Below are 22,564 nucleotides of genomic sequence, written 5' to 3' on the forward strand. Positions count from 1 at the left end.
CTTTAATATTATGAAAGATATCCGTATATTATCACTAGACCAGCTTAAAGACTACTTTGTATCTTTAGGAGAAAAGCCGTTTCGTGCGAAACAGGTCTATGACTGGTTATGGAGTAAAAACCTCCATTCGATTGACGAAATGACGAATCTTTCGAAATCACTTCGTGAAAAAATTTCAGAAGAATATACCATTAACCCTGTTTCCGTAGACCTTCTTCAAAAAAGCTCTGACGGAACCATCAAAAACGGTGTGAAGCTTCATGACGGACTGATGGTGGAATCTGTTCTTATTCCTACAGAAACAAGAACAACAGCTTGTGTTTCTTCACAGGTAGGATGCTCATTAAACTGCGAATTCTGTGCAACAGCCAAACTGAAAAGGATGAGAAACCTTGAAGTTGCTGAGATTGTAGATCAGGTTGCCCTGATTGACAGCCAGAGTAGAATGTATTTTGAAAGACCGCTTTCCAATATCGTTTTCATGGGTATGGGAGAGCCAATGATGAACTACAAAAACGTAGTAGAAGCCATCAGGAAAATTACCCAGCCGGAAGGATTGGGAATGTCTCCAAGACGAATTACCGTTTCTACATCCGGTATTCCTAAAATGATCAAAATGCTTGCAGATGATGAACTGCGTGTGAAGCTGGCTTTATCCCTTCATTCAGCTATCGAATCCAAGCGTAATGAGATTATGCCTTTCTCTGATAAATTCCCGTTAACGGATATTATGGAGTCTCTTCAGTACTGGTATCAAAAGACAGGTTCTGTGATTACTTTTGAATACTGTGTATGGAAAGGAATCAATGATGGAGACGAAGATATTAAAGCCTTAATCAAATACTGCAAACAGGTTCCTTCTAAAGTAAACCTTATTCAATACAACCCAATTGGGGATGGAAAGTATGACCAATGCAACAAACAGGCGGAAGAAAATTATATCCGTCAGCTTGAAAATGCAGGCATTACGGTAATGGTCAGAAGAAGCCGTGGAGGTGATATTGATGCTGCCTGCGGACAATTAGCCAATAAAGCAACAGATTAAAATTTCCTTAAAAAAAGCCTAAAGCTTTCTTAAAAAATAGGTTAAAACCCTACCTTTGCACAAATTATTTTGTGATGATGGATTTTCTAATGAGCGAGGACGGGCTGGAAAATGTGTATGCATGGGCTATTCCGTTGCATGCTACTGTTATTTTAGCTGAAATGATTTACAGCCACGTTTCAGAAGCTAAGCTATATAGTGGGAAAGACCTTGCCACCAATGTTTATCTGGCATTGATGAATTTTGGCCTTGACCTTATCATGAAGGCATTTGCCATGGGCGTAATGTTTTTCTTTTACAATCACAGACTTTTTTCTTGGGATTTGAGCGTATGGTATCTGCTGGCATGTTTTATCATCACAGATTTTGCCTATTATGTCCTGCATTATGTAGATCACCGTTCCAGAGCATTCTGGGCAGTACATATCACGCACCACAGTTCAGAATATTTTAACCTTACAACAGGGTTCAGAAGCCCTGTATTGCAACCACTTTACAGGTACCTGTATTTTTCGCCACTTGCGTTTTTAGGATTTAATCCATGGCATATTATGGTGGCATACGCCATCGGACAAGTGTATGGAACATGGGTGCATACACAGACTGTGAAGAGTATGGGATTTTTAGAATATATTCTGGTAACTCCTTCACATCACCGTGTACATCATGCATGTAATGTGAAATATCTGGATAAAAATATGGGAATGTGTCTGATTATCTGGGATAAAATATTCGGAACCTTCCAGAAAGAAGATCCCAATATCCCTGTGAAATACGGAATCTATCCTAAAATGCCTGATAACAGACCAGATACTGTTCTCTTTTATGAATGGAGAAAAATCTGGAAAGACCTAAAGCAACCAGGATTAAAGTTCACAGACAGAGTTAATTATATCTTCAACTCACCGGGCTGGAGACATGACGGAACCGGAAAAACGGTAAGGCAATATCAGAAAGAGTATTTTGCAAAGCAAGCGAAAAAGAATGAACAACAGCAAAATCAGAAAGAGCAGAAATCTGCTTAACTTCTGATTTAAAATCAATAGAAATCTAAGTGAAAAACGGGCCAAAAAGCCCGTTTTTCTGTTTTTAAAATGGATATTCCCTTTTCAAAGACTGCATACAATATTTAGATTCCTGCGGACTGACAAAGTGATGGATAGATAAAACGCTTAATTAGTCCATTCCGCAGGAACCTAAACTTTCACTCACCAACTCGCATCCCGAAACCCCGAAATCTAGTATCCAATAACCACACTCAACCTCTCCAACCCTCAAACACAACAAACAGCTCAGAATAAAACCCTACTTTTGTTGTATGAAAAAATCCTTCTTATTGTTTCTCTTTTCGTATTTCAATCTGCAATTTCCCAGCAGGCTGACTTTCTGAAAATAAAAAGATACAGAGTTAATTATTTGGATGATAAGATTGAAGAAACCTCAGGACTGAATATTTTAAACGGTAAACTGTATACACTCAATGATAGTGGAAATCCGGCTGAACTTTTTGAAATTGATAAAAAGAGTGGGGAAATTATCAGAACACTGAAAACCAATTTGATCAATACAGATTGGGAAGCTTTGACCAATGATGGCGAAAATTTTTACATCGGAGACTTTGGAAACAATACCGGAACAAGAAAGGATCTCCTGATTTATAAAGTTCCTTACGAACGTCTTGATATGTCTAATGGAACTAAGATTCCTGGTTCAGAAAGAGCTTTAGATGGAACAAAAATTCTTTTTTATTATCCTGAACAGACTGAATTTATTTCTAAAAATACAAAAAATGACTTCGATGCAGAAGCCATGATTTATTTGAATGGAAAACTGCATATATTTACCAAAGAATGGGCTTCAAAAGCAACTTCTCATTATATTGTAGATCCTCAAATATCAGAACTGCAAAAAGCCGAAAAAACAGAAGCCTATAAAACAGGTTTTGTGGTTACGGATGCTTCTTACTTTGATAAAAAGCTTTATTTGATAGGGTATACCAAGAAAACAGAAGTCTTTTTGGATGTGTTTACAGAAACAGAACCTGGAATATTTTTTAAAGAAAAACCTAAGCATTATTATTTAGGAACAGCACTTTCATTGGCTCAGATTGAAGGTATAAGTGTAGATGAAACCGGAATTTATATCTCTGGAGAAAAGTTCCGATCTCCATTAGGAACTACAAAACCTTCTTTTTATTTTATCCCGAAAGATCAACTCCAGGATTAATTTTATCTTAAAATTGAGCGAAAAAAATTATCTTTGTGAGAATTAATAATTATTCACCCAGCATTCGCAGATTGTGGCAAATACAGTAGAAGAGATTAAACGACCGATCAATGATGAAATGAAACTTTTTGAACAGAAGTTTTATGAATCAATGCAGAGTAAAGTAGCTTTATTGGATAAAGTAACCCGTTTTATTGTTACCACCAAAGGAAAGCAGATGCGTCCTATGTTTGTGTTTCTTTGTGCCAAACTAGTGGGTGAGGTAACGGAAAAAACGTATCGTGGTGCTTCTATGATCGAACTGATTCACACCGCAACTCTTGTGCATGATGATGTAGTAGATGAAAGTTTCAAACGTCGTAATTTTTTCTCAATCAATGCATTGTGGAAAAATAAGATCGCTGTTTTGGTGGGAGACTATCTTTTGTCAAAATCCGTTTTATTATCTACAGACCACAAAGATTATGACCTGCTTGGGGTAATTTCCAGAACCATTCGTGAAATGTCTGAAGGAGAACTTCTTCAGTTGGAAAAAGCCAGAAAACTGGATATCACAGAAGATGTTTATTATGAAATTATCCGTCAGAAAACAGCCACTTTGATTGCTGCCTGCTGTGAAATAGGTGTTCTGTCTAACAACGCAGATGAAGCTCTTGCCAAAAAGATGATGGATTTCGGAACCTTTACAGGAATGGCATTTCAGATCAAGGATGACCTTTTTGATTACTTAAGTTCAAACGTGATCGGTAAGCCTGTAGGAATTGATATTAAAGAACAGAAAATGACCCTGCCTTTAATTCATACCTTAAAGATAGCCGATGAGAAAGACAGAAAGTATTATTTCGATACCATAAAACGTTATAATAACAATCCTAAACGTGTAAAAGAGCTTATTGAATTTGTCAAAAACTCCGGTGGATTGGAATATGCTATTACAGTCATGAAAGACTTCCAGCAGAAAGCGAAAAATATTCTGAATGAATTTCCGGATTCTGAAGCAAGAAAATCGTTACATATTATGCTGGATTACGTAATTGAGCGAAAATTTTAAATTAAATAATTTTCAGGGTTACAATAATAACAGCTAGGACTATACAAAATAAAGCGATTAAAAATAAATAATCCGCAATGTTCTCAAATGTGGATTCCCGCTTTATATTTCTCGTTCTGATCGCCAGAAAAGAAAAGAAGCAGCTGCATGCAAAAAGAATACAGGCAAAACCTGCAAATTCGTCCAAATGCGTATTCTGACTGATTTTAGAGATTTTCAATGACGTAATAATAATCAATGAAAATCCCAAAAGATTGCTGGAAGCGTTCAAAATGTGAGGTGACTTTTTTTCCATCATTACAATTTTTATCAAAATAAAGCACAATTTTTTTTATTATCAAATTTTTAAAAAAGATTATTAAAAATTAAAATTAATTTAAAAAGTGTATATTAGCAAAATACTTGAAGATTAAAAACTTTTTTACTTAGCTATGCAAACAACCTATATTGAAACACAGCAAATATCCTTTCAAGATTTTAAAAATCAAATACTTGAAGACTACAGGTTAGGAAGGATCTCTCGTGAAATGTCTTATCTCGGAAGGAGAGAAGTACTCACGGGAAAAGCTAAATTCGGAATTTTTGGGGATGGAAAAGAACTTCCTCAGCTTGCAATGGCGAAAGTTTTCAGAAATGGAGACTTCCGTTCAGGATATTACAGGGATCAGACTTTTGCATTGGCAATAGATGCCCTAACAGTAGAAAGTTTCTTTGCACAAATGTATGCTGATACAAGCGTGGAAAGAGAGCCTGCTTCAGCGGGAAGACAAATGAACGGGCATTTCGCAACAAGAAGTTTAAATGAAGACGGAAGCTGGAAAGATTTGACAGCTCAGAAAAATATTTCTTCCGATATTTCTCCAACAGCAGGACAGATGCCGAGATTATTAGGATTGGCTCAGGCTTCTACTATTTATAAAAGCGTACAATTTGACGGTTCTGAAAAATTCTCAAGAGAAGGAAACGAAATTGCTTTCGGAACCATTGGAGATGCTTCTACAGCAGAAGGGCACTTCTGGGAAACGTTGAATGCAGCTTGTGCGCTTCAGGTTCCTATGATTGTTTCTATCTGGGATGACGGATACGGAATTTCAGTTCCTACTAAAAATCAAAGAGCAAAAGGAGACATCAGCGAAATGTTGAGCGGTTTCCAAAGAAAAGAAGGAGAAAATCAGGGATGTGAGATTATTCAGGTGAAAGCTTGGGATTATCCTGCATTATTAGATGCTTATGCTAAAGCAGAACATTTTGCAAGAACAGAAAGTGTGCCGGTAGTAGTGCATGTGATAGATGTTACCCAGCCTCAGGGGCATTCTACATCCGGGTCTCACGAAAGATATAAAAATGAAGAGCGTCTGGCTTGGGAAGCTGAGTATGACGGGCTGGCAAAATTCAAAGAGTGGATTCTTAACTATTCTATCGAAATTGAAGGAAAAGAAGAAGTAATTGCCACTACTGAAGAGCTGGAAGCAATAGATGACGAAGCCAAAAAGATTGCAAAAGCAGGCCAAAAAACAGCTTGGGAAAACTATCAGAAAGCTATTTCAGAACTTATTCAGTCTATTTTACCTTTAGTGGAAAATCTTAAAGGTCAAAATGCTGAAGTGGAAACTTATATTGCTCAATTCAACAAATTGGTTTCAAAAGCTAAAAAAGATATCTTCCATTTGGTAAGAAAAGCTTTATTGGCAACAAGAGGAACAAACTCTGCAGAAAGAACTCAATTGATGCAGAAATACAATGAAGTGGCTGCGGTTGAAAAAGACAACTATTCTTCTCACTTATACTCTCAATCTGAATGGAAGGCTGAAAATATTCAGGAAATCAAACCTGTATATTCTGACAGCTCTGAAGATGTAGACGGAAGAGTAGTGATCAGAAACAATTTTGACAAAATTTTTGAAAAATATCCTGAAACCCTGATCTTTGGAGAAGATACCGGAAATATCGGTGACGTAAACCAGGGATTGGAAGGAATGCAGGAAAAATACGGTGCTCTACGTATCGCTGATACAGGAATCCGTGAAGCAACGATTCTTGGACAGGGAATTGGTATGGCAATGAGAGGTTTAAGACCCATCGCTGAAATCCAATATTTAGATTATGTTCTTTACTGTTTACAGGGAATGAGTGATGATCTGGCAACAGTACATTACAGAACCAAAGGAGGTCAGAAAGCTCCATTGATCATCAGAACAAGAGGTCACAGACTGGAAGGAATCTGGCATTCAGGCTCTCCAATGGCAGGAATTCTTAACCTTTCAAAAGGTATTTTGGTATTGGTTCCAAGAAGTTTAACGAAAGCAGCTGGGTTCTACAACACAATGCTTCAGGCTGACGAACCTGCAATTATTGTAGAATGTCTGAACGGATACAGATTAAAAGAGAAACAACCGGATAACTTAGGTGAATTCACAGTTCCTGTAGGAAAAATTGAAGTAACCAAGGAAGGAAAAGACGTTACTTTGGTAACTTACGGTTCTACATGGAGAATTGTAACGGAAGCTGCTAACGAATTGGAGAAATTAGGAATTTCCGCAGAAGTAATTGATATTCAATCATTAATTCCTTTCGATTTATCGCACGAAATTGCTGAAAGTGTTAAGAAAACCAACAGATTAGTAGTCATTGACGAAGATGTGGAAGGTGGAACTACCGGATTCATCTTACAGCAGATTCTTGAAAAGCAAAAAGCATTCAGATATCTGGATTCAGATCCGTTGACGATCTCCGCTAATGATCACAGACCTGCTTATGCAAGTGATGGTGACTATTTCAGTAAGCCTTCTACAGATGATATGGTAGAAAAAATCTACGCCATGTTTAATGAAACAAATCCTCAGAAATATCCGGCGATATTCTAATTGGGATTTTAGATAAATTTAAAACCGCTTCCTTTTGGGAGCGGTTTTGTTTTTTAGAAATAGACATAAAGTTGTAAATTTGAGAATTGGTCGCCTTTTTTAAAACTATTAAATGAAAATCACCCAACTCGTAATTCTTTTCAATTATAAAAAAATAGCACTTGGGATTTTGATCTCGTTATTTCTTTTTATACTCTCTATTCAAACGGATTCAAGCATGTGGATCATCTTCTTAAGAAGCTTTGGGTGTATTATTATTTTAAATATATTGGCTTCTATTGCAGCTTCTTATATTCTTTATGATAAATCAGGCTTATATGAACTGAATAATTTGCAGGAGTTTGTAAACTGGAATAAAGTTGAAAATGTAGTTATAATTCATGCAAGCTTTGATCCTTTATCAGAGAAGATGCAAAAAAAATATCCCGATATCAACTTTACAGTTTGTGATATTTTCGGAAACAGACATGAACATGAAAGTGGAATTGAGGTTTCAAAGAAAATGTTTCCTCCCAATCCCAAAGAAATACGAATTTCACCGGATAATTTACCTTTTGAAAATGAATCTCAGGATATTATTCTGGCAGTCACAGCACTTCATGAAATACTTGATCATCAGAAAAGAGTCTTGTTTTTTAAAGAAGCTAAAAGGATTTTAAAAAAAGGAGGTTTGATTATTATATCTGAACAGTTTAGAGATGTTACTAATTTTATATTCTTTAATATCGGGGCATTTCATTTTTTAAGTCAGAAACAATGGGAAGAATCAATTTCACCAGCAGAAATGGAAATAATAGAAAATATGAAAATCACTCCTTTTGGTAATATGTTAATTTTAAAGAAAAATTAGTATCAAAATTTTTTTACTGTCGTTTTCTGCTGGTGCTGTATATTTTAATCCTCTTCTACCAAAGTAATCCTCAATTTATTCAAAGCATTCATTAAAGTAATACTTGCTGTAAGTTCTACAATTTCACGCTCTGTAAATTGGTCTATTAGTTTTGCTTTGGTACTTTTCCAATCCCCTTTGCTGTAAATAATAGATTCTGCCCACTCCAAAACAAGCTTTTGTTGATCATTAAAGACATTCGTGTGTTTCCAGCCCGGGAGTCTATTGATGACATCTTGTTCAAAGCCAAAATCGGAGAGTTCCTTAGCATGATAGTTGCAGCAATAGGCACAACCATTGATTTGAGAAACACGAAGCTCCACCAAAGCTATCAGCTTTTCATCAATACCTGATTTTCTAATGCTGTGATGAGCTTTATACAGATTTCCAATGGTTTCTTTTGCAATTTCTTTGTAATTCATAATGAATATTTTTCTGCAAATTTGCGCCAGAAATAGTTTTGAACCTATATACTTACTTTTTCGTTCTATACTTACCTTTTGGAAAGTAACCTTATATGATATTGTATTTTTAAAAGCAAAAGGCCGTCAAACATTGACAGCCTTTTTATTTTTTACATCCTCATTCAAAAAAACACAATCTTTATCTTCATGTTGCCCTTTTACCTGATATTTAGCTTCCCATTCTTCCAGTAAATAAAGAATAGGCAACAAAGCCAATCCCTTTTCTGTAAGTGAATATTCTACTCTTGGAGGAAGTTCTTTAAACTCTTCACGGATAACCAGTCCATCGGTTTCCATTTCCCTCAGCTGATCGGTCAGTACCTTTCTGGAAATGACATTAATGCGTACTGCCAGTTCCCCAAAACGTAACTTCCTGTCTTTGATGACAAGAACAATAATAGGCTTCCATTTGCTTCCTAAAGCGGCCATTGCCTTGCCCAGAGGACAGCTGTATTGCATTAATTCATTCTTTTTCATAAGGAGAAATTTATTTTAAATAACAGTAAGGAACATAAGTTTCATACGTTACTTTGATGTTACTAATGTAAGTTACTGCGAAGTTACCACTATTTTTTTAATAAAAGATACAAAAATGAACTATTATTAGTTACTTTGTGTAACAATTATAAAATATAAATTTAAATATGAGTACATCATCATTATTTAAACCGTTTCAATACAAGAATTTACAGCTTAAAAATAGAATTGTAATGGCTCCTATGACCAGAGCACAGTCTGACAATGGAGTTCCTACACAGAACATCGCAGATTATTATGGAAGAAGAGCCGCTTCAGAAGTGGGATTGATTCTTTCTGAAGGAACAGTGATCAATAGACCGGGATCAAAAAATATGCAGAATATTCCTGATTTCTATGGAACAGAAGCTTTAAGCGGATGGAAAAACGTTATTGATACCGTTCATCAGAATGGAGGTAAAATGGCTCCTCAGATCTGGCACGTGGGAGATACAAGAATGTCTGAAGAATATCCATTAGTTCAAATGGAAAAGGCTTCCACAATGACGATTGAAGATATTCAGGATACCATCGCACAATTTGCAGCATCTGCAAAAGCAGCGAAAGATCTTGGTTTCGACTGTATCGAAATTCATGGAGCTCACGGATATCTTATCGATCAGTTTTTCTGGGAAGTAACCAATACAAGAACTGACGAATACGGCGGTAAAACATTAAAAGAAAGAAGCCGATTTGCAGTAGAAGTAGTAAAAGCGATCAGAGCAGCAGTAGGAGAGGATTTCACTATCATTATCCGCCTTTCACAATGGAAACAGCAGGATTATAAAACCAGACTGGCATTTACTCCAAACGAAATGGAAGACTGGTTGTTACCATTAAAAGAAGCTGGTGTAGATATTTTCCACTGTTCACAGCGTCGTTTCTGGGAGCCGGAATTTGAAGGTTCTGACTTAAATTTTGCAGGATGGGCTAAAAAAATTACCGGACAGCCAACCATTACAGTAGGTTCTGTTGGCTTAAACGGAGATTTCCTGAATGCTTTTGCAGGACAGGGAACAGAGAAAAAAGATCTTACAGAACTGATCAGAAGACTTGACAATGAAGAATTTGATCTTGTTGCAGTAGGAAGAGCCATCTTACAGGATCACCAGTGGGTACAGAAGATCAAAGACGGCAATACAGAAGCTCTTCTTGATTTTCAGCTGAAAGTATGGGCGTTTTATTTTAATATCAATAATGAATTGTAAATTCCGTTTCGCTGTGGTTTTTTAACAGCATAATTTATTCATTTGCGAAAAGGAATTGATCATTCAATCTGGTATTAAATCAGCATAATTCAATTTATTTTATATTTAATTTTCACCTATTTATTAAAGAACCCGATTTCAGAATTTCTGAAATCGGGTTTTTGTTGGCTTTTTTATAAACAATTTCTAAAAGCTTTGAATTTCATTTTATAAGAATCTGCATCCGGTTGCAGCAGGTTCGCATGACCAGTAGGCAGGAACACCATTTTCAGCTTTGTGGCGGCAGGCAACTGTGTCACCTTCACATTGTGGCGCATTTCCTCCGATGATGTTCTTTAATGTTGATTTTGTTAATTTCTTTAGATTTTTCATGTTAATTAGTTTGTTGATTTATACAAATATAATATTTTTTGGAAATGAAACAATACTTTGCACTTAAATGTGAAATATATTATTTTAAATAGTATATTCTTCTAAAAACAAACCCGCTTCAGGAATTTCCGGAAGCGGGCTTTAACAGATTTAAATATCTAAAACTGCCTTTCAACAGGCAGAAATGAATTCTTTATCTTATAAACCAATATTCTTAGTTGGTTTCAATTGTTTTAAGATGCTTTTTGGGATTGCATTTTTGTGAACAAGAATTGCTGTTGATTTATACTCCACATAAGGTCTTGTTACATAAATATATCCGGCGAAATCATTGGTTACTCCCCAAGAATTTTTCACCATATAATATTCTTTTCCTGTCTGGTCTTTTGCCAAACCTACGATGTGCATACCATGGTCATCCGTTGTAGAAAGGTTGTTAAGCGCTTTCTGACGCATATCTTCAGTGATGGTTTTATCCTTTTTAGGCTCGGTAAACAAAGTCTGCTTGTTCTCTGCAGTAATTTGATCAAGATTCATGTCCGGAACGTAAGCTACTCCGTTTTTATAAGAAAAATAAGGCTCAGAAACATCGGTTGCCCAACCTACAGAATATCCTTTAGTTACAGCATTGTCAATGATTACAGTAAGATCTTTCATCGGAACATTCCAGTCAGAATCGTGGCTCCAGTTATCAGGAATCGGAACTACAAATTTCTCAAAATAAGCATAATCTTTATAAGAAGATAATTCTACGTAATCTTCAGGATTGATTCCTACTACTTCTTTAGCAAATGTTTTCGGAGTATAGTTTTTCCCTTCATACGTGAAATTGGCAGGTACTTTTCCTAAATATTCATCAAGAATAGCATCTACAGAATCCATCCAGTTATCTGTCAGTTTTCCTTTCGAAGAAGCCTGAACAAGACTGTCAAGAACCGGCTTTAGTTTCCCTTGCATTTCCTTGAAGTTGTTCGTAGTTTGCCCGGACTTTAGTCCAGTATAAACATCCTGAGGAACTGCTCCATACTTTTTGTACATGTTGATTACATCGTGAAGTTCTCCTCCGTCTCCCCAGCTGATAGCACCATTATTCAAAACGTATAATTTTGCTTTATCGTAGTAAGAGTTTCTTGCTGTAAAGATTTCAGCAAGATCTACAGGCTTTTTGCCCATTCTCTGCATTTCAGATTCAAGGAAAGAGTTTCCTGAGTAGCTCCAGCAAGTTCCTGATGAACCCTGGTTCTTTACAGAAGTTGCGCCAACGTCTTTTAACGTTGTGAACTGAAAATTAGCATTTTGTGATTGGTTGTTTTTTAACTTGTTGATTAAGTCATCTTGGGCAAACATCATACTTCCTGCAGACAAAACAAAAAGTAATGATGCAATTTTGGCATTTTTCATTACTATAAAAGATTATTTATATTAATAGTCGTTGATAATAGAGATTTGTTACATAGGGAAAAGTTAAATTTGAAATTAAAAAAAATGCTGAAAAACTGATTTTTAAATTTATTTTTTCTCCATTTTACTAAAAAAGCTGATCATGTTTCCAACCCTTTTAAAAGTTTCTGCATCTATAATAGTATAACTCCTGACTATGGAACAAGAATTATTATTGGAATGCCAGCGTAGCAACCGCAATGCCCAGCGGAAAGTTTACGAGAAAATGGCGGGCAGGCTCTACGCAGTCTGCAGACGCTATTTGAAAAACGATGAAGATATAGAAGAAGTATTAGCCGATACCTTCTACAAAATCTTTACGAAAATTACCCAGCTTCAGAATGCAGATATCTTTGAAGCATGGGCAAGAAAAATTGCGGTAAACGAATGTCTGCAGAAATTAAGAACCAATAAAGGACTGTTTATTTCCCTGGAAGAAAACTTTATTGATCATTCTGAAGGAACTACAGAAAGCCTTTCCCTGGAAAAAGATATTTTGAGTTTGCTGAACTTTCTCCCGGAAGGCTGTAGAGCTATCTTTAATCTTTTCGCTATTGAAGGATATCCTCATAAGGAAATAGCGACCATGCTTTCCATCAGTGAAGGAACTTCAAAATCCCAGCTCAATTTTGCAAGAAAGAAATTGCAGGAACTTCTAGTGAATCAAAACATTTAAACTTTTACAACAATGGAAAATAATCATATAGACCAACAATTCAATGAAGCTTCTAAGCTTTCAGAAGAACCAACCGTTTTTCCTGGTTTTGAAAAAGTATGGGAAAAAATTGAAGAGAAATTAGAGAAAAAAGAAGAGAAAAAGAGAATGATTCCTCTTTGGCTGCCGTATGGTATTGCTGCAAGTCTGATGATTGGCCTTGGTGCTTTTTATTTTATGAATAAAAAAGAAGTTGCAGAGCCTTTGAAACCAATAATAGCAGAAAATACAAAGTCCAGAGGGCCGATAAACAAAACAGATATTGCAAAAATAGACCGTACCATAAAAGAGAATATCAGAAAAGAAGAGTTGCCTGTTTCTGTACCTCTTCCTTTACCAAACAAGCCCTCACCGGTAATAGGAATGAATGTATATAAATCTCATCCTACCTGCAATATACCGTCGGTACAAGCTCCTGATAGAATAACAACATCTTTACCCACAATATATAATGATACTTTAAAGACAAAAAGTATTGATGAAGTTGTAGTTACTGCTTTAGGGATTAAAAAGAGTTATAAATCTGTTACTGCATCTTCAACGGTTATGATTGCTTCTATAGATAAATCTTCTGTACGTCCTCCGGCTGCAGTATCTTCATTGTCAGGAAGTGTTGCTGGGATAAAATTAACAAGTAGGACTAAAGGATCTGGTGAAATACTGATTAGAGGAGCTAAGAGTATAGACGGTCGTTCGATGAGCCCTTTATATGTAGTTGACGGAGTTATAATAGGAAGGAAATCTGATTTTTTAATACACTTGATCCTAAAAAGATCAAAGAAGTAAAAGTCATAAAAGATGCAGAAGCTACAGCCTTATATGGAAGTAAAGCAACGAATGGAGTGGTTGTGATCACAACAAAAGGCCTATCCAGAGCAGAAATAGAAAACTTAAAAAAAATATCTTCAGATAGTTTAAAAGAATCCTCAAAAGAAGATGAAGAACCAGAGAAAATACTTCCTAAAGCAGGTCAGCTGACAGCCGGAGAAGTAAATGATTTTTCTAAATGGGAGTATTGGAAAGATATTGCAGTTCCAACTCTTGATCAATATAAAAATACCTGGAAGTTTTTTCCTGATAACAGGGTTTCTGTTCAATTGGTAAACCGAGATAAAAGACCAGTAGTGGGTGAAAAGGTAAAACTGTTGGATGATAGGAAAAATGTTATTTGGGAAGCCGTTTCAGATAATTTAGGCAATGTAGAACTATGGATATCACCAATGACAGATGAAAGCACAGACTCGGAAAAATATTATTTATCCGACGGTTCAGGGCAGGTAATCAGTAGTAATCTGAGAACATTTAAAAATGGGCAAAACCTGATTATTCTGGATAAGCACTGTCTGCAAAAACGTGTATTGGATCTTGCTTTTGTGGTGGATGCAACAGGCTCTATGGGTGATGAAATTTCTTATCTTCAATCTGAGCTTTTGGACGTGTTAAAAAAGATAGAAGGAAAACTTAAGAATACTACAGTAAGATATGGTTCTGTTTTCTACAGAGACCAAGGGGATGAGTATGTAACCCGGAAATTTGATTTTTCAGATAAAGCAGAAGATCTTATTGGATTTATAAAAAAACAGAGTGCCGGAGGTGGTGGAGACACACCTGAAGCTGTTGTGGAAGCTCTGAAAGTTTCTGTTGACGAGTTGAAATGGAGTAATGAAAATTCAACCAAAATTATGTTTTTAATTCTGGACGCGCCGCCACATCATTCAGAACAGAATATAAAGGAACTTTATAGTAAAATAAAGACTGCAGCAAAAAAGGTATTACAATTATTCCACTGGCTGCCAGTGATACAGATAAACAAACGGAATACCTGATGCGGACATTTGCTTTACTTACAAATGGTACCTATACATTCCTTACGGATGACAGTGGAATAGGAAACAGCCATATAAAACCTACTATAGATTCTTATGAAGTAGAAAAGCTGAATGATTTATTATTAAGATTAATCCTTCAAAAAGCCGTTTTGCCAGAATGCAGTGAAGGAATTTCAAATGATAATATCAATAAAAAAATGCAGACAGAAATTGACAGTCAGACGGATAGTAAAACTGTTATATTTCCAAATCCTACAAAAGGCTTACTACAGATAAAGACGAGAAAAGGAATTGATGAATTATTTCTTTATGATCTTGCAGGAAAAATTATTGTGAGAAAAGAAAAATTGCCAGAAGGTAAAAACACGATTGATTTAACTTATTATCCTCAAGGAATTTATCTTGTACGTATTAAAACCAATGATCAATGGGAAACGTTTAAGGTCATTAAAAATTAACTATCAAGGAAAAAGAAATTTCCCCGGAAATTTCTTTTTCCTTATTTTAAGCATACTAATAACTGATGAAAAAGAATTATTTGCTGTTATTACCGTTTACTATTACAGTTTTACAGGCGCAAAACTCACAACTTTATTATTCCGGAAAATTTTTAACTCCCAAAAATAAGGCACAGAATTTTTTAAAGGTTTATAATAAAAACAGTGGAGTTTATGAGCTCACTGATGATAAAGGATTTGCAATTATTGCCGCTAAACCCTATGATACGCTCGTATGGAATCAAGGGAAAAATACGCATGTTATTGCTGCTTACGAAGTAAGAGAATTAAAATCAATTTTGGAAAACCAGACGGTAAAGAAAAATGTAGAGAATATTTACAACAAAGCTTATGACAGCCTGGTTTCAAAAGAAACTAAAGATGAGTTCAGCATTGAAAAGACAAAGGCACGTATAAGTAAAAAATCCTATCCTTACTTTAGTGAAATAAAAAATATAAGACAAAAAGATGACAGTACTTATGTTTTAAAAAGCCTCAGTCAGAGAACATTCTTGTTGAATGGAAACTTTACCACCTCTCTTGATATTAAAAGCAGAAACAATATTCCGGGGATTCAAAATAAGTATGTACAGGGAAGATCAGAAAATGGAAGCCTGATTTGGAAAGGTCCGGAAACCAATGAAATGTTCAGCTTCGGACCCGATATTTCTACGTTGGGATTTAATGGATTACCTTATGAATATGATAGGAATGGAAGATTAATCCCTTGGATTGACGGACTTCAGCATGCCCAAAAATATAATAACAACCTTTTTAAAACTACAGTTGGTTACAATAATCAGCTGAATATAAGTGCTTTTATAAAAGAAGGTTATGATGAGAAAATTCGTCTTTCTTTCAATATAGGGCAGCAAAAAAATCAGATGTATTTCATCGATCAGTTTGATATTGCCAATACCTTTAAAACAAAGCTGAATACAAATTTTGGCGGCTATTTTATCAATCTTATTTTTAATTACGAAGAAGATAAAGCGACCAATACCAACAGAATAGGACTGTTCAACAGAGTCTATCAGAATTCATTGCTTACCCCCATTTCTTTTTCAAATGAACAGAATGCTTTCCTAAATAATGGTCTGCAGAGAAGTTACAGCCAATATGCAGACAATCCTGTATTTCTTTTTGAACAAGACAGCAAATACCGATATCAGAATCGTCAAAGACAGTTTAGCCTTAATCTTGTTAAAACATGGGGAGACTTTAGATTAAACCTTAACCAGTCGTATGAAAACAACAATATCAGAAACTGGGATCAGTATAAACCTTCTACGTATGGCTTCAGCAGCGGATCTTTTAACGAAAGGATTCAAAATAATGGTTTGTATCACTCTAATATATTGGGAACATATACATTAGGGGATTATAATTTTAAAAATACATTCAGTCTGAATTTTATTTTAAACGATAGAAAGTCAGATGTTTATAATAGTCTTATCAATCAAAAGTATCTCTACCAGAGAACTTCACAGGATCATATTTTTAATTATAATATGGATATCCAGGATCGTGATTTTGAAGCAGGTTTTAACCTTGGAAATTCATTCTATATTTCTAATACCTCCCTTAAAAACAGCTACTGGTTGCCAAGAACTAATTTCTATATAAAATTCAAAGATATCTTCGATTGGAATAATTACGATTTTAAACTGCTTGGAAGTTATACCCAATTAAGCTCCGAACCGGATATTACAAAATCATATGCATCATATGCCACAACATTATTGAATGCAGAAAACTATAATCAATATTTTCCGGTACAGGAAGTGGAAAGTTTCAGAGGGTTATCCAATATCAATACTAAAGAATGGAAAATAGGGGCGAAAATTAACCTTGGCTATAACATAAGCGTAGATGGAGAATATTTCAATAAAGAAAATACTGACGATATATTTCCTGTTTTTGAAAACAATCAGTTAAAATTAAAAAATATTGCCGATCACACGTACAGTGGGTATGAATTCAATTTTACCTATGAAAGGCTACGTCTTGGATATGATGTAAATACAACCCATAAAGTGTCCTTTTTCAAGTATAAAGATATCGTAGACAGGATAACTCCCGGATATCAGAATCTGGCCGTGTCAGGATTCAAAGACATTTACAAGACATTGTCGGAAGGACAGGTTCTCGGCGCTGTCATGGGAACTTATTTTGAAAGGAATGCAGCCGGACAATTGATTATTGATGAGTTCGGATTCTCTAAAAAAGCAGACGGAATGAAAATAATTGCAGATCCTACACCAGATTTTGTGATGAAATTCAACCATAATTTTGTGTATAAAAACCTTTCGTTAGATATCAATTGGGAATGGAAAAAGGGCGGTCAACTCTGGAACGGAACTCAGGCCGTTCTCGATTATTACGGCCGTTCTGAAAGCTCCGGTGAAGAAAGAAATAGTAAAAATTATATTTTTGAAGGCGTACATTCCGACGGAAATATCAATCAGATTCCTGTTGATTTTTATGATCCCAATCTTAATGTTCAGCAAAACAGATGGTCGAGATATGGATATCTGGGTGTGGCGGAAAATTATGTTCAGAAGGCAGATTATATCAGAATCAATAATATTTCACTGTCTTCCAATTTTCCGATTAACTGTGGAAAACAGAATCTCAAACTGACTTTTTACGTCAATAATATAATGCTTTGGCAGGCCAATAAAGGAGTGGATCCCAATCAGAATTTTTATGATATGGACCATGGAAGAGGGCTGGATTTTTTCAATCTTCCGTCTTTTAAAACTTTTGGATGCATTGTCTCACTTAGATTTTAACCTATGAATTTCAAATTTATATCCTCCTCTATCATCTTGCTGAGCTTATTCTTGTCAACGGTTTCTCTGAAAGCTCAACACTCATTTCAGGATTTTGAAAAAGAGAAGACCTACATTCAGACCAATCATGTTTTTTATAAACCTGGAGAGGAAATGTATTTTAAAATGTACGTGGTAAAAGGAAATAACAACCTTCCAACAGATGCCAGCAGGGTTGTTAATTTTGAAATCATTGATCCGGCAGGAAGTATTGTGAAAAAATTAAAATATGAAATTACTAATGGCTATGCTCAGGGCTATTTCTATTTTGATGAAGACATGAAAGGCGGGATTTATAAAATCAGAGCCTATACCAACTGGATGCAGAATGAAGAAGGGAAAAATGTTTTCGAAAAAGAAATTACCCTCCAGAAAATAGTATCCCCAAGGATTCTCATGAAACTGGATTTTCCCAAAAAAGGATATGGTCCGGGAGATGAGGTGACGGCCGACTTTTCAATGAGAAGTCTTAGCAGTCTTCCGATTCCTTTTTATGAAGCAGATTATACGGTAATGCACAATGGAGAGACCATTTCACAAGGAAAACTGATTACGGATAAAGAAGGTAAAAAAATGTTGATCTTTAAGCTTCCTGAAGTCTTAAAATCTTCTGATGCCCTTTTGAATATCAAAGTGAATTTTGACGGATTTACAGAATCTATTTCCAGAAATATTCCCATTGTTCTGAACAATCTGGATGTGAAGTTTTTACCTGAAGGTGGTACTTTTATCAATGGAATTAAACAGAATATCGCATTTAAAATCCTTGATGAGTTTGAAAAACCTGTAGATGCTGTTTTGGCTGTTTACAATCAGAATCATGAAAAAATAAAAGAAATTTCAGCCTATAATTTCGGGATGGGAAGCTTTCGTTTTACCCCTAAAAAAGGAGAAACTTATTATGCTAAAGTTCTAAAACCTGAAAATATAGCCCAGATTTTTAACTTACCAGTAGCAAAAAATGAAGGATTAGTGTTGAATGTTCAAAACGAGAACACAAAACTGAGCTTCACCATCATTTCAACAGAGGAAAAAACGATTACCCTGAAAGGGAGTTTTCGTGGAAAAGAAGTGTACAGCAAAGAAATTCTGTTAAAAAAAGGAACGAATTCTTTGGAAATTGAGGAGAAAGACTTACCCACAGGAATTTGCAGATTTACTGTTCTGGAGAATAATGTTCCAGTTGCAGAACGTATCGTTTTCACCAATAAAAAGAACCAGCTCAATATAAAGGTTATTCCGGTGAAAAAACATTACCAGCCAAGAGAAAAAGTGATTCTGAATATTGAAACTACCGATGAAAATAATAAACCTGTTCCTGCCAATCTCGGAATGAGCGTAGTAGATGATAAGCTTTGGACCTATGCAGACGATAAGCAGAATCATCTCATCTCATGGCTTCTGATGGACTCTGAACTGAAAGGGAAAATTGAAAAACCTCAGTTTTATTTCGACAAAAAAGAAGAAAAAGCAGACAAAAGCTTAGATCTTGTTATGCTTACAAACGGTTACAGATATTTCGAATTGATCCCCGAAGTACTGAAGACAAACAAATACAAATACCTTCCCGAAAAGAAAAATACAATTTACGGAGTAGTGGAAGATGAAAATAAGAAAACAGTGAAAGCCGATGTTTTCCTTCTAAGTACGAACGATAAAAAGATCCTTAAACAATCCGTTGCAGAAAACGGAAAATTTTATTTTTCAGATTTGAATGCAGGAAATTCATACAAAATTATTGCAAAATCTTATCAGCCAAAACAGAAACTGAAAATCAGAATTTTATCCTATAATCTGGATATTAATCCTTTAGAAAAACAAAAACTATCCAATATAGATGTTGAAGAAATTATAAAAGAAGCCGAAAAAAGGAAGAAACAAAAACAGAAAACAGAAACAATACCAGTCAGGTAAATCGTCCGGGAAGATCAAAAACAGATACAATCAGTAAAAATAAGAGTATTGAAGAAGTCGTAGTATTAGGATATAGTTCAATAGCTAAGAGCAAAAGTATTGTGACATCCAATACCATAGCATCTTCTTTAGAAATTCAGAACCCCAATATACCTTCATTATTAAACGGAAAAGCTGCCGGAATAATAGTAACCCCAGTGGGGCAGGCTGGTGCAAGTGCACAAATCAGAATAAGAGGAGCCGCTTCTATTGCCAATAAGAATCCATTATTTATTGTGGATGGAACTCCTGTAGAAAATTTCAATACCACGATCAATCCCAATGATATCAACAGTATTACCATTCTGAAAGACGCAGCCGCTACTGCCCTTTATGGTAGCAGAGCGTCAAATGGAGTGGTGATAATTAACTCATACAAAAGTGGAAGTTCACAAATTAAGTTGGATATCACCCCGAAATCTTATATTGCTGTAGAAAGTTTACCATCCGGAAGATTGGTGTCATATGCTGCTGCAAGAGAATTTGCCTATCCGGAATATGAAACAACCAATACTTCCTATCGTTTCGATTACAGAGAAGCTCTTTACTGGAATCCGGTGGTAGAAACCGATAAAAACGGTAAAGCGACAGTGGCGTTTTATAATTCAGATGCCAATTCTACGTTTAGAGTCATGACAGAAGGTATTTCTGCAGCAGGGCTTTTAGGAAGAGATGAAATCACATACGCTGCACAGAGCCTTATTTCACTGGATGCAAAAATTCCACAATACCTGACGAGAACAGATCAGATGATGATTCCTGTGGTCATAAAAAATAATTCTTCAGAAACCCGTAAAATGACCATGGATGTTATTGTACCCAATCATGTAAAACTTATCAGTTCTGATAGTCTGATTACCCTAAAACCACTAGAATCGGGAAGATTATTTGTTAAAATACAGACTGATGAGATCGTGAATTCTGATATTCAGTTTTCTGTGAGATCCGGAGATTTCAGAGAAACCATGATCCTTCCTTTTAAAGTAGAAGAAAAGGGATTTCCACATCAGTTTTCCATTATTAATAATAAAACAGAGGATATCAAAATCAACATCCCGGAATACATCAACGGAACTCTGTATTCATCCTATTATGTATTTGAAAATACTGCACTGAAGTTATTTGAAGATCTGGAACAGTTGAAAAGAGAGCCTTATGGATGCTTTGAACAGCTTTCTTCAACAGTATATCCTAATATTTTTATTCTTGATTATTTAAAATCAACTAAAAAAATAAATACTGCAACGGAAAATCTGGTGATTAAAAACCTGAAAAAAGGATTCCAGAAAATGCTGAGCTATAAAAATAAAGATGGAGGGATCGGATATTTCAGTTCTGAAGAATCAGATGTAGCACTTTCTGCATTTGCATTAATGGAATTTACAGAATTAAAAAAATACGTAAATCCGGATGCTAAAATTATTCAGGGACTTTCTTCATTTATTTTATCCAGAAAAAGCGGAAACGGATTATTTGAAGTCAGAAGACCCTATGAATCCAAAAAAACATATTCTGAATATTCCTGGTCGAGAAATATGTATGTTGTTTATGCATTATCCAAACTGGGCTTCAAGAATGAAATAGAAGATACTTTTCAGGTAACGCTGAAAAGAGCTTTGACTACAAAAGATACGTATCAGCTGGCTTTACTTGCCAATGCGGCTGCGGATCTTGGAAAACAACAGGAATATGATGATCTGATGAAGATTCTGGACAAGCAGTATGAAACGAAGAATATAAAATCTGAAATCACTTTTACAGGTTCATGGGGAAGGTCTGCAGAGGCGGAAACCCTTTCATTGTACATAATGGCACTTCAGAAAGATGAAAAACTAAACCAGTTGAAAATTGCAGAAGCAGTAGATAGGCTGATTGCTTTCGATGGATATTTCGGATTCGGTTCTACTCAGGCAACTACATTGGCAATACAGGCGCTGTCTGAGTTTTTCTCTAAAAATGAAAAAATATATGGAACTGAAAAGCCTGTTATCAAGATTAATCAGGCACAAATTTCACCTATGATCAGTTTTTCGTCAGCATTTAAAGCTGGAGAAAATGATATCAGTATTCATTATCCATCGCAAAAAGGATTGCCTTATAAACTCGGATACCAGTATTATACCCTGCAGGCTCCGGAAAGCAAAAATATTCCTCTTACCATGGAAACAAAACTGAAATCCGGGATATCAAAAGTAGGAGAGACCAACAGAATGACTGTTACTATTAAAAACAAAATAAATGGTCAACTTCCAATGACGATAGCAAAAATTGGTATCCCTGCAGGACTTACCCTTCAAAATGCCTTATTAAAAGATCTGATTGATAAAAAGCAGATCTCTTATTATGAGATTTTCGACAACTATTTGACTTTGTACTGGGAACATTTTGATGCTGAGGAAACGAAAACTATTAATCTTGATCTGAAAGTAGAGTTTGCAGGAACCTATACCGGAAAATCAAGTAATGTGTATTTGTACTACATGCCGGAATCCAAATATTGGAACCAGGGAATAACTACGAAAATAGAACCTTAATTTTAAATTTTATAAACCTCAAAACAGGCATTCTCAGTGATGTCTGTTTTATTTTAAAATTAATTTTCAAAAATTATTGAAAATTCAAAAATATAATTACATTTGTTATAGAAATTTAAAAGGCAAA

At 35.3% G+C, this 22,564-nt stretch carries 19 protein-coding genes; 14 read left to right on the forward strand and 5 right to left on the reverse strand.

Annotation, left to right across the window (positions count from 1 at the left end):
• Window positions 1-10 precede the first annotated feature (10 nt).
• The 4 genes from rlmN to BOQ62_RS11910 all read left to right on the forward strand — a co-directional run bounded on the left by rlmN (window position 11) and on the right by BOQ62_RS11910 (window position 4,322).
• A complete protein-coding gene (gene rlmN, locus BOQ62_RS11895) occupies window positions 11-1,045 on the forward strand; it encodes a 23S rRNA (adenine(2503)-C(2))-methyltransferase RlmN (protein WP_105704467.1) in 1,035 nt (344 codons plus the stop codon).
• Between the two features lie 74 nt (window positions 1,046-1,119).
• Entirely contained in the window at window positions 1,120-2,070 is a 951-nt protein-coding gene (locus BOQ62_RS11900; RefSeq protein WP_129039737.1) for a sterol desaturase family protein, read from the forward strand.
• 289 nt (window positions 2,071-2,359) lie between these two features.
• Complete coding sequence (locus tag BOQ62_RS11905) at window positions 2,360-3,271, forward strand: hypothetical protein (RefSeq protein WP_129039739.1); 912 nt, start codon at window positions 2,360-2,362, stop codon at window positions 3,269-3,271.
• Between the two features lie 73 nt (window positions 3,272-3,344).
• Entirely contained in the window at window positions 3,345-4,322 is a 978-nt protein-coding gene (locus BOQ62_RS11910; RefSeq protein WP_129039741.1) for a polyprenyl synthetase family protein, read from the forward strand.
• A gap of 1 nt (window position 4,323) precedes the next feature.
• Here the strand turns inward: BOQ62_RS11910 and BOQ62_RS11915 are convergent, their stop codons facing one another.
• Window positions 4,324-4,617, reverse strand: coding sequence for a hypothetical protein (locus BOQ62_RS11915; protein WP_129039743.1), 294 nt, complete (start codon window positions 4,615-4,617; stop codon window positions 4,324-4,326).
• A gap of 136 nt (window positions 4,618-4,753) precedes the next feature.
• On the opposite strand from BOQ62_RS11915, the gene BOQ62_RS11920 reads away from it, so the two are divergent.
• Together BOQ62_RS11920 and BOQ62_RS11925 are read left to right on the forward strand one after the other, a co-directional pair.
• Window positions 4,754-7,186 (forward strand): thiamine pyrophosphate-dependent enzyme, encoded by a 2,433-nt coding sequence (locus tag BOQ62_RS11920; RefSeq protein ID WP_129039745.1) that lies wholly within the window; start codon window positions 4,754-4,756, stop codon window positions 7,184-7,186.
• A 112-nt stretch (window positions 7,187-7,298) separates the two neighbouring features.
• Window positions 7,299-8,036, forward strand: a complete 738-nt coding sequence (locus BOQ62_RS11925) for a methyltransferase domain-containing protein (RefSeq protein ID WP_129039746.1) — start codon at window positions 7,299-7,301, stop codon at window positions 8,034-8,036.
• A 44-nt stretch (window positions 8,037-8,080) separates the two neighbouring features.
• Here the strand turns inward: BOQ62_RS11925 and BOQ62_RS11930 are convergent, their stop codons facing one another.
• On the reverse strand, window positions 8,081-8,497 hold the full coding sequence (locus tag BOQ62_RS11930) for a carboxymuconolactone decarboxylase family protein (protein WP_129039748.1): 417 nt from the start codon (window positions 8,495-8,497) through the stop codon (window positions 8,081-8,083).
• A 126-nt stretch (window positions 8,498-8,623) separates the two neighbouring features.
• On the reverse strand, window positions 8,624-9,016 hold the full coding sequence (locus BOQ62_RS11935; protein WP_129039750.1) for a winged helix-turn-helix transcriptional regulator: 393 nt from the start codon (window positions 9,014-9,016) through the stop codon (window positions 8,624-8,626).
• Between the two features lie 167 nt (window positions 9,017-9,183).
• Here BOQ62_RS11935 and BOQ62_RS11940 point away from each other — a divergent pair, with 167 nt between their 5' ends.
• Window positions 9,184-10,263 (forward strand): NADH:flavin oxidoreductase, encoded by a 1,080-nt coding sequence (locus tag BOQ62_RS11940; protein WP_129039752.1) that lies wholly within the window; start codon window positions 9,184-9,186, stop codon window positions 10,261-10,263.
• A gap of 207 nt (window positions 10,264-10,470) precedes the next feature.
• Here BOQ62_RS11940 and BOQ62_RS22495 read toward each other — a convergent pair whose 3' ends face one another.
• On the reverse strand, window positions 10,471-10,635 hold the full coding sequence (locus BOQ62_RS22495) for a bacteriocin-like protein (RefSeq protein WP_157885757.1): 165 nt from the start codon (window positions 10,633-10,635) through the stop codon (window positions 10,471-10,473).
• 198 nt (window positions 10,636-10,833) lie between these two features.
• Window positions 10,834-12,036, reverse strand: coding sequence for an aminopeptidase C (locus BOQ62_RS11945; protein ID WP_129039754.1), 1,203 nt, complete (start codon window positions 12,034-12,036; stop codon window positions 10,834-10,836).
• Window positions 12,037-12,232: 196 nt separating this feature from the next.
• Here BOQ62_RS11945 and BOQ62_RS11950 point away from each other — a divergent pair, with 196 nt between their 5' ends.
• The 7 genes from BOQ62_RS11950 to BOQ62_RS11980 all read left to right on the forward strand — a co-directional run bounded on the left by BOQ62_RS11950 (window position 12,233) and on the right by BOQ62_RS11980 (window position 22,437).
• Window positions 12,233-12,751, forward strand: coding sequence for an RNA polymerase sigma factor (locus BOQ62_RS11950; RefSeq protein ID WP_129039756.1), 519 nt, complete (start codon window positions 12,233-12,235; stop codon window positions 12,749-12,751).
• 12 nt (window positions 12,752-12,763) lie between these two features.
• A complete protein-coding gene (locus BOQ62_RS11955) occupies window positions 12,764-13,576 on the forward strand; it encodes a hypothetical protein (RefSeq protein ID WP_129039758.1) in 813 nt (270 codons plus the stop codon).
• A 62-nt stretch (window positions 13,577-13,638) separates the two neighbouring features.
• On the forward strand, window positions 13,639-14,616 hold the full coding sequence (locus BOQ62_RS11960) for a vWA domain-containing protein (RefSeq protein ID WP_129039760.1): 978 nt from the start codon (window positions 13,639-13,641) through the stop codon (window positions 14,614-14,616).
• Complete coding sequence (locus tag BOQ62_RS11965; protein WP_129039762.1) at window positions 14,616-15,077, forward strand: T9SS type A sorting domain-containing protein; 462 nt, start codon at window positions 14,616-14,618, stop codon at window positions 15,075-15,077. The genes BOQ62_RS11960 and BOQ62_RS11965 overlap by 1 nt, the downstream gene beginning before the upstream one ends.
• A 65-nt stretch (window positions 15,078-15,142) precedes the next feature.
• Window positions 15,143-17,911: a hypothetical protein gene (locus tag BOQ62_RS11970; RefSeq protein WP_129039764.1), complete on the forward strand. Its 2,769-nt coding sequence runs from the start codon at window positions 15,143-15,145 to the stop codon at window positions 17,909-17,911.
• Between the two features lie 3 nt (window positions 17,912-17,914).
• Window positions 17,915-19,864 carry a hypothetical protein gene (locus BOQ62_RS11975; RefSeq protein WP_129039766.1) on the forward strand — a complete coding sequence of 650 codons (1,950 nt, stop codon included), beginning with the start codon at window positions 17,915-17,917 and terminating at the stop codon, window positions 19,862-19,864.
• A gap of 80 nt (window positions 19,865-19,944) precedes the next feature.
• A complete protein-coding gene (locus BOQ62_RS11980) occupies window positions 19,945-22,437 on the forward strand; it encodes a TonB-dependent receptor plug domain-containing protein (RefSeq protein ID WP_228414022.1) in 2,493 nt (830 codons plus the stop codon).
• The last annotated feature ends 127 nt before the right edge of the window (window positions 22,438-22,564 follow it).

The sequence above is a fragment of the Chryseobacterium sp. CH21 genome (genome assembly GCF_004119445.1).
GTDB lineage: Bacteria > Bacteroidota > Bacteroidia > Flavobacteriales > Weeksellaceae > Chryseobacterium.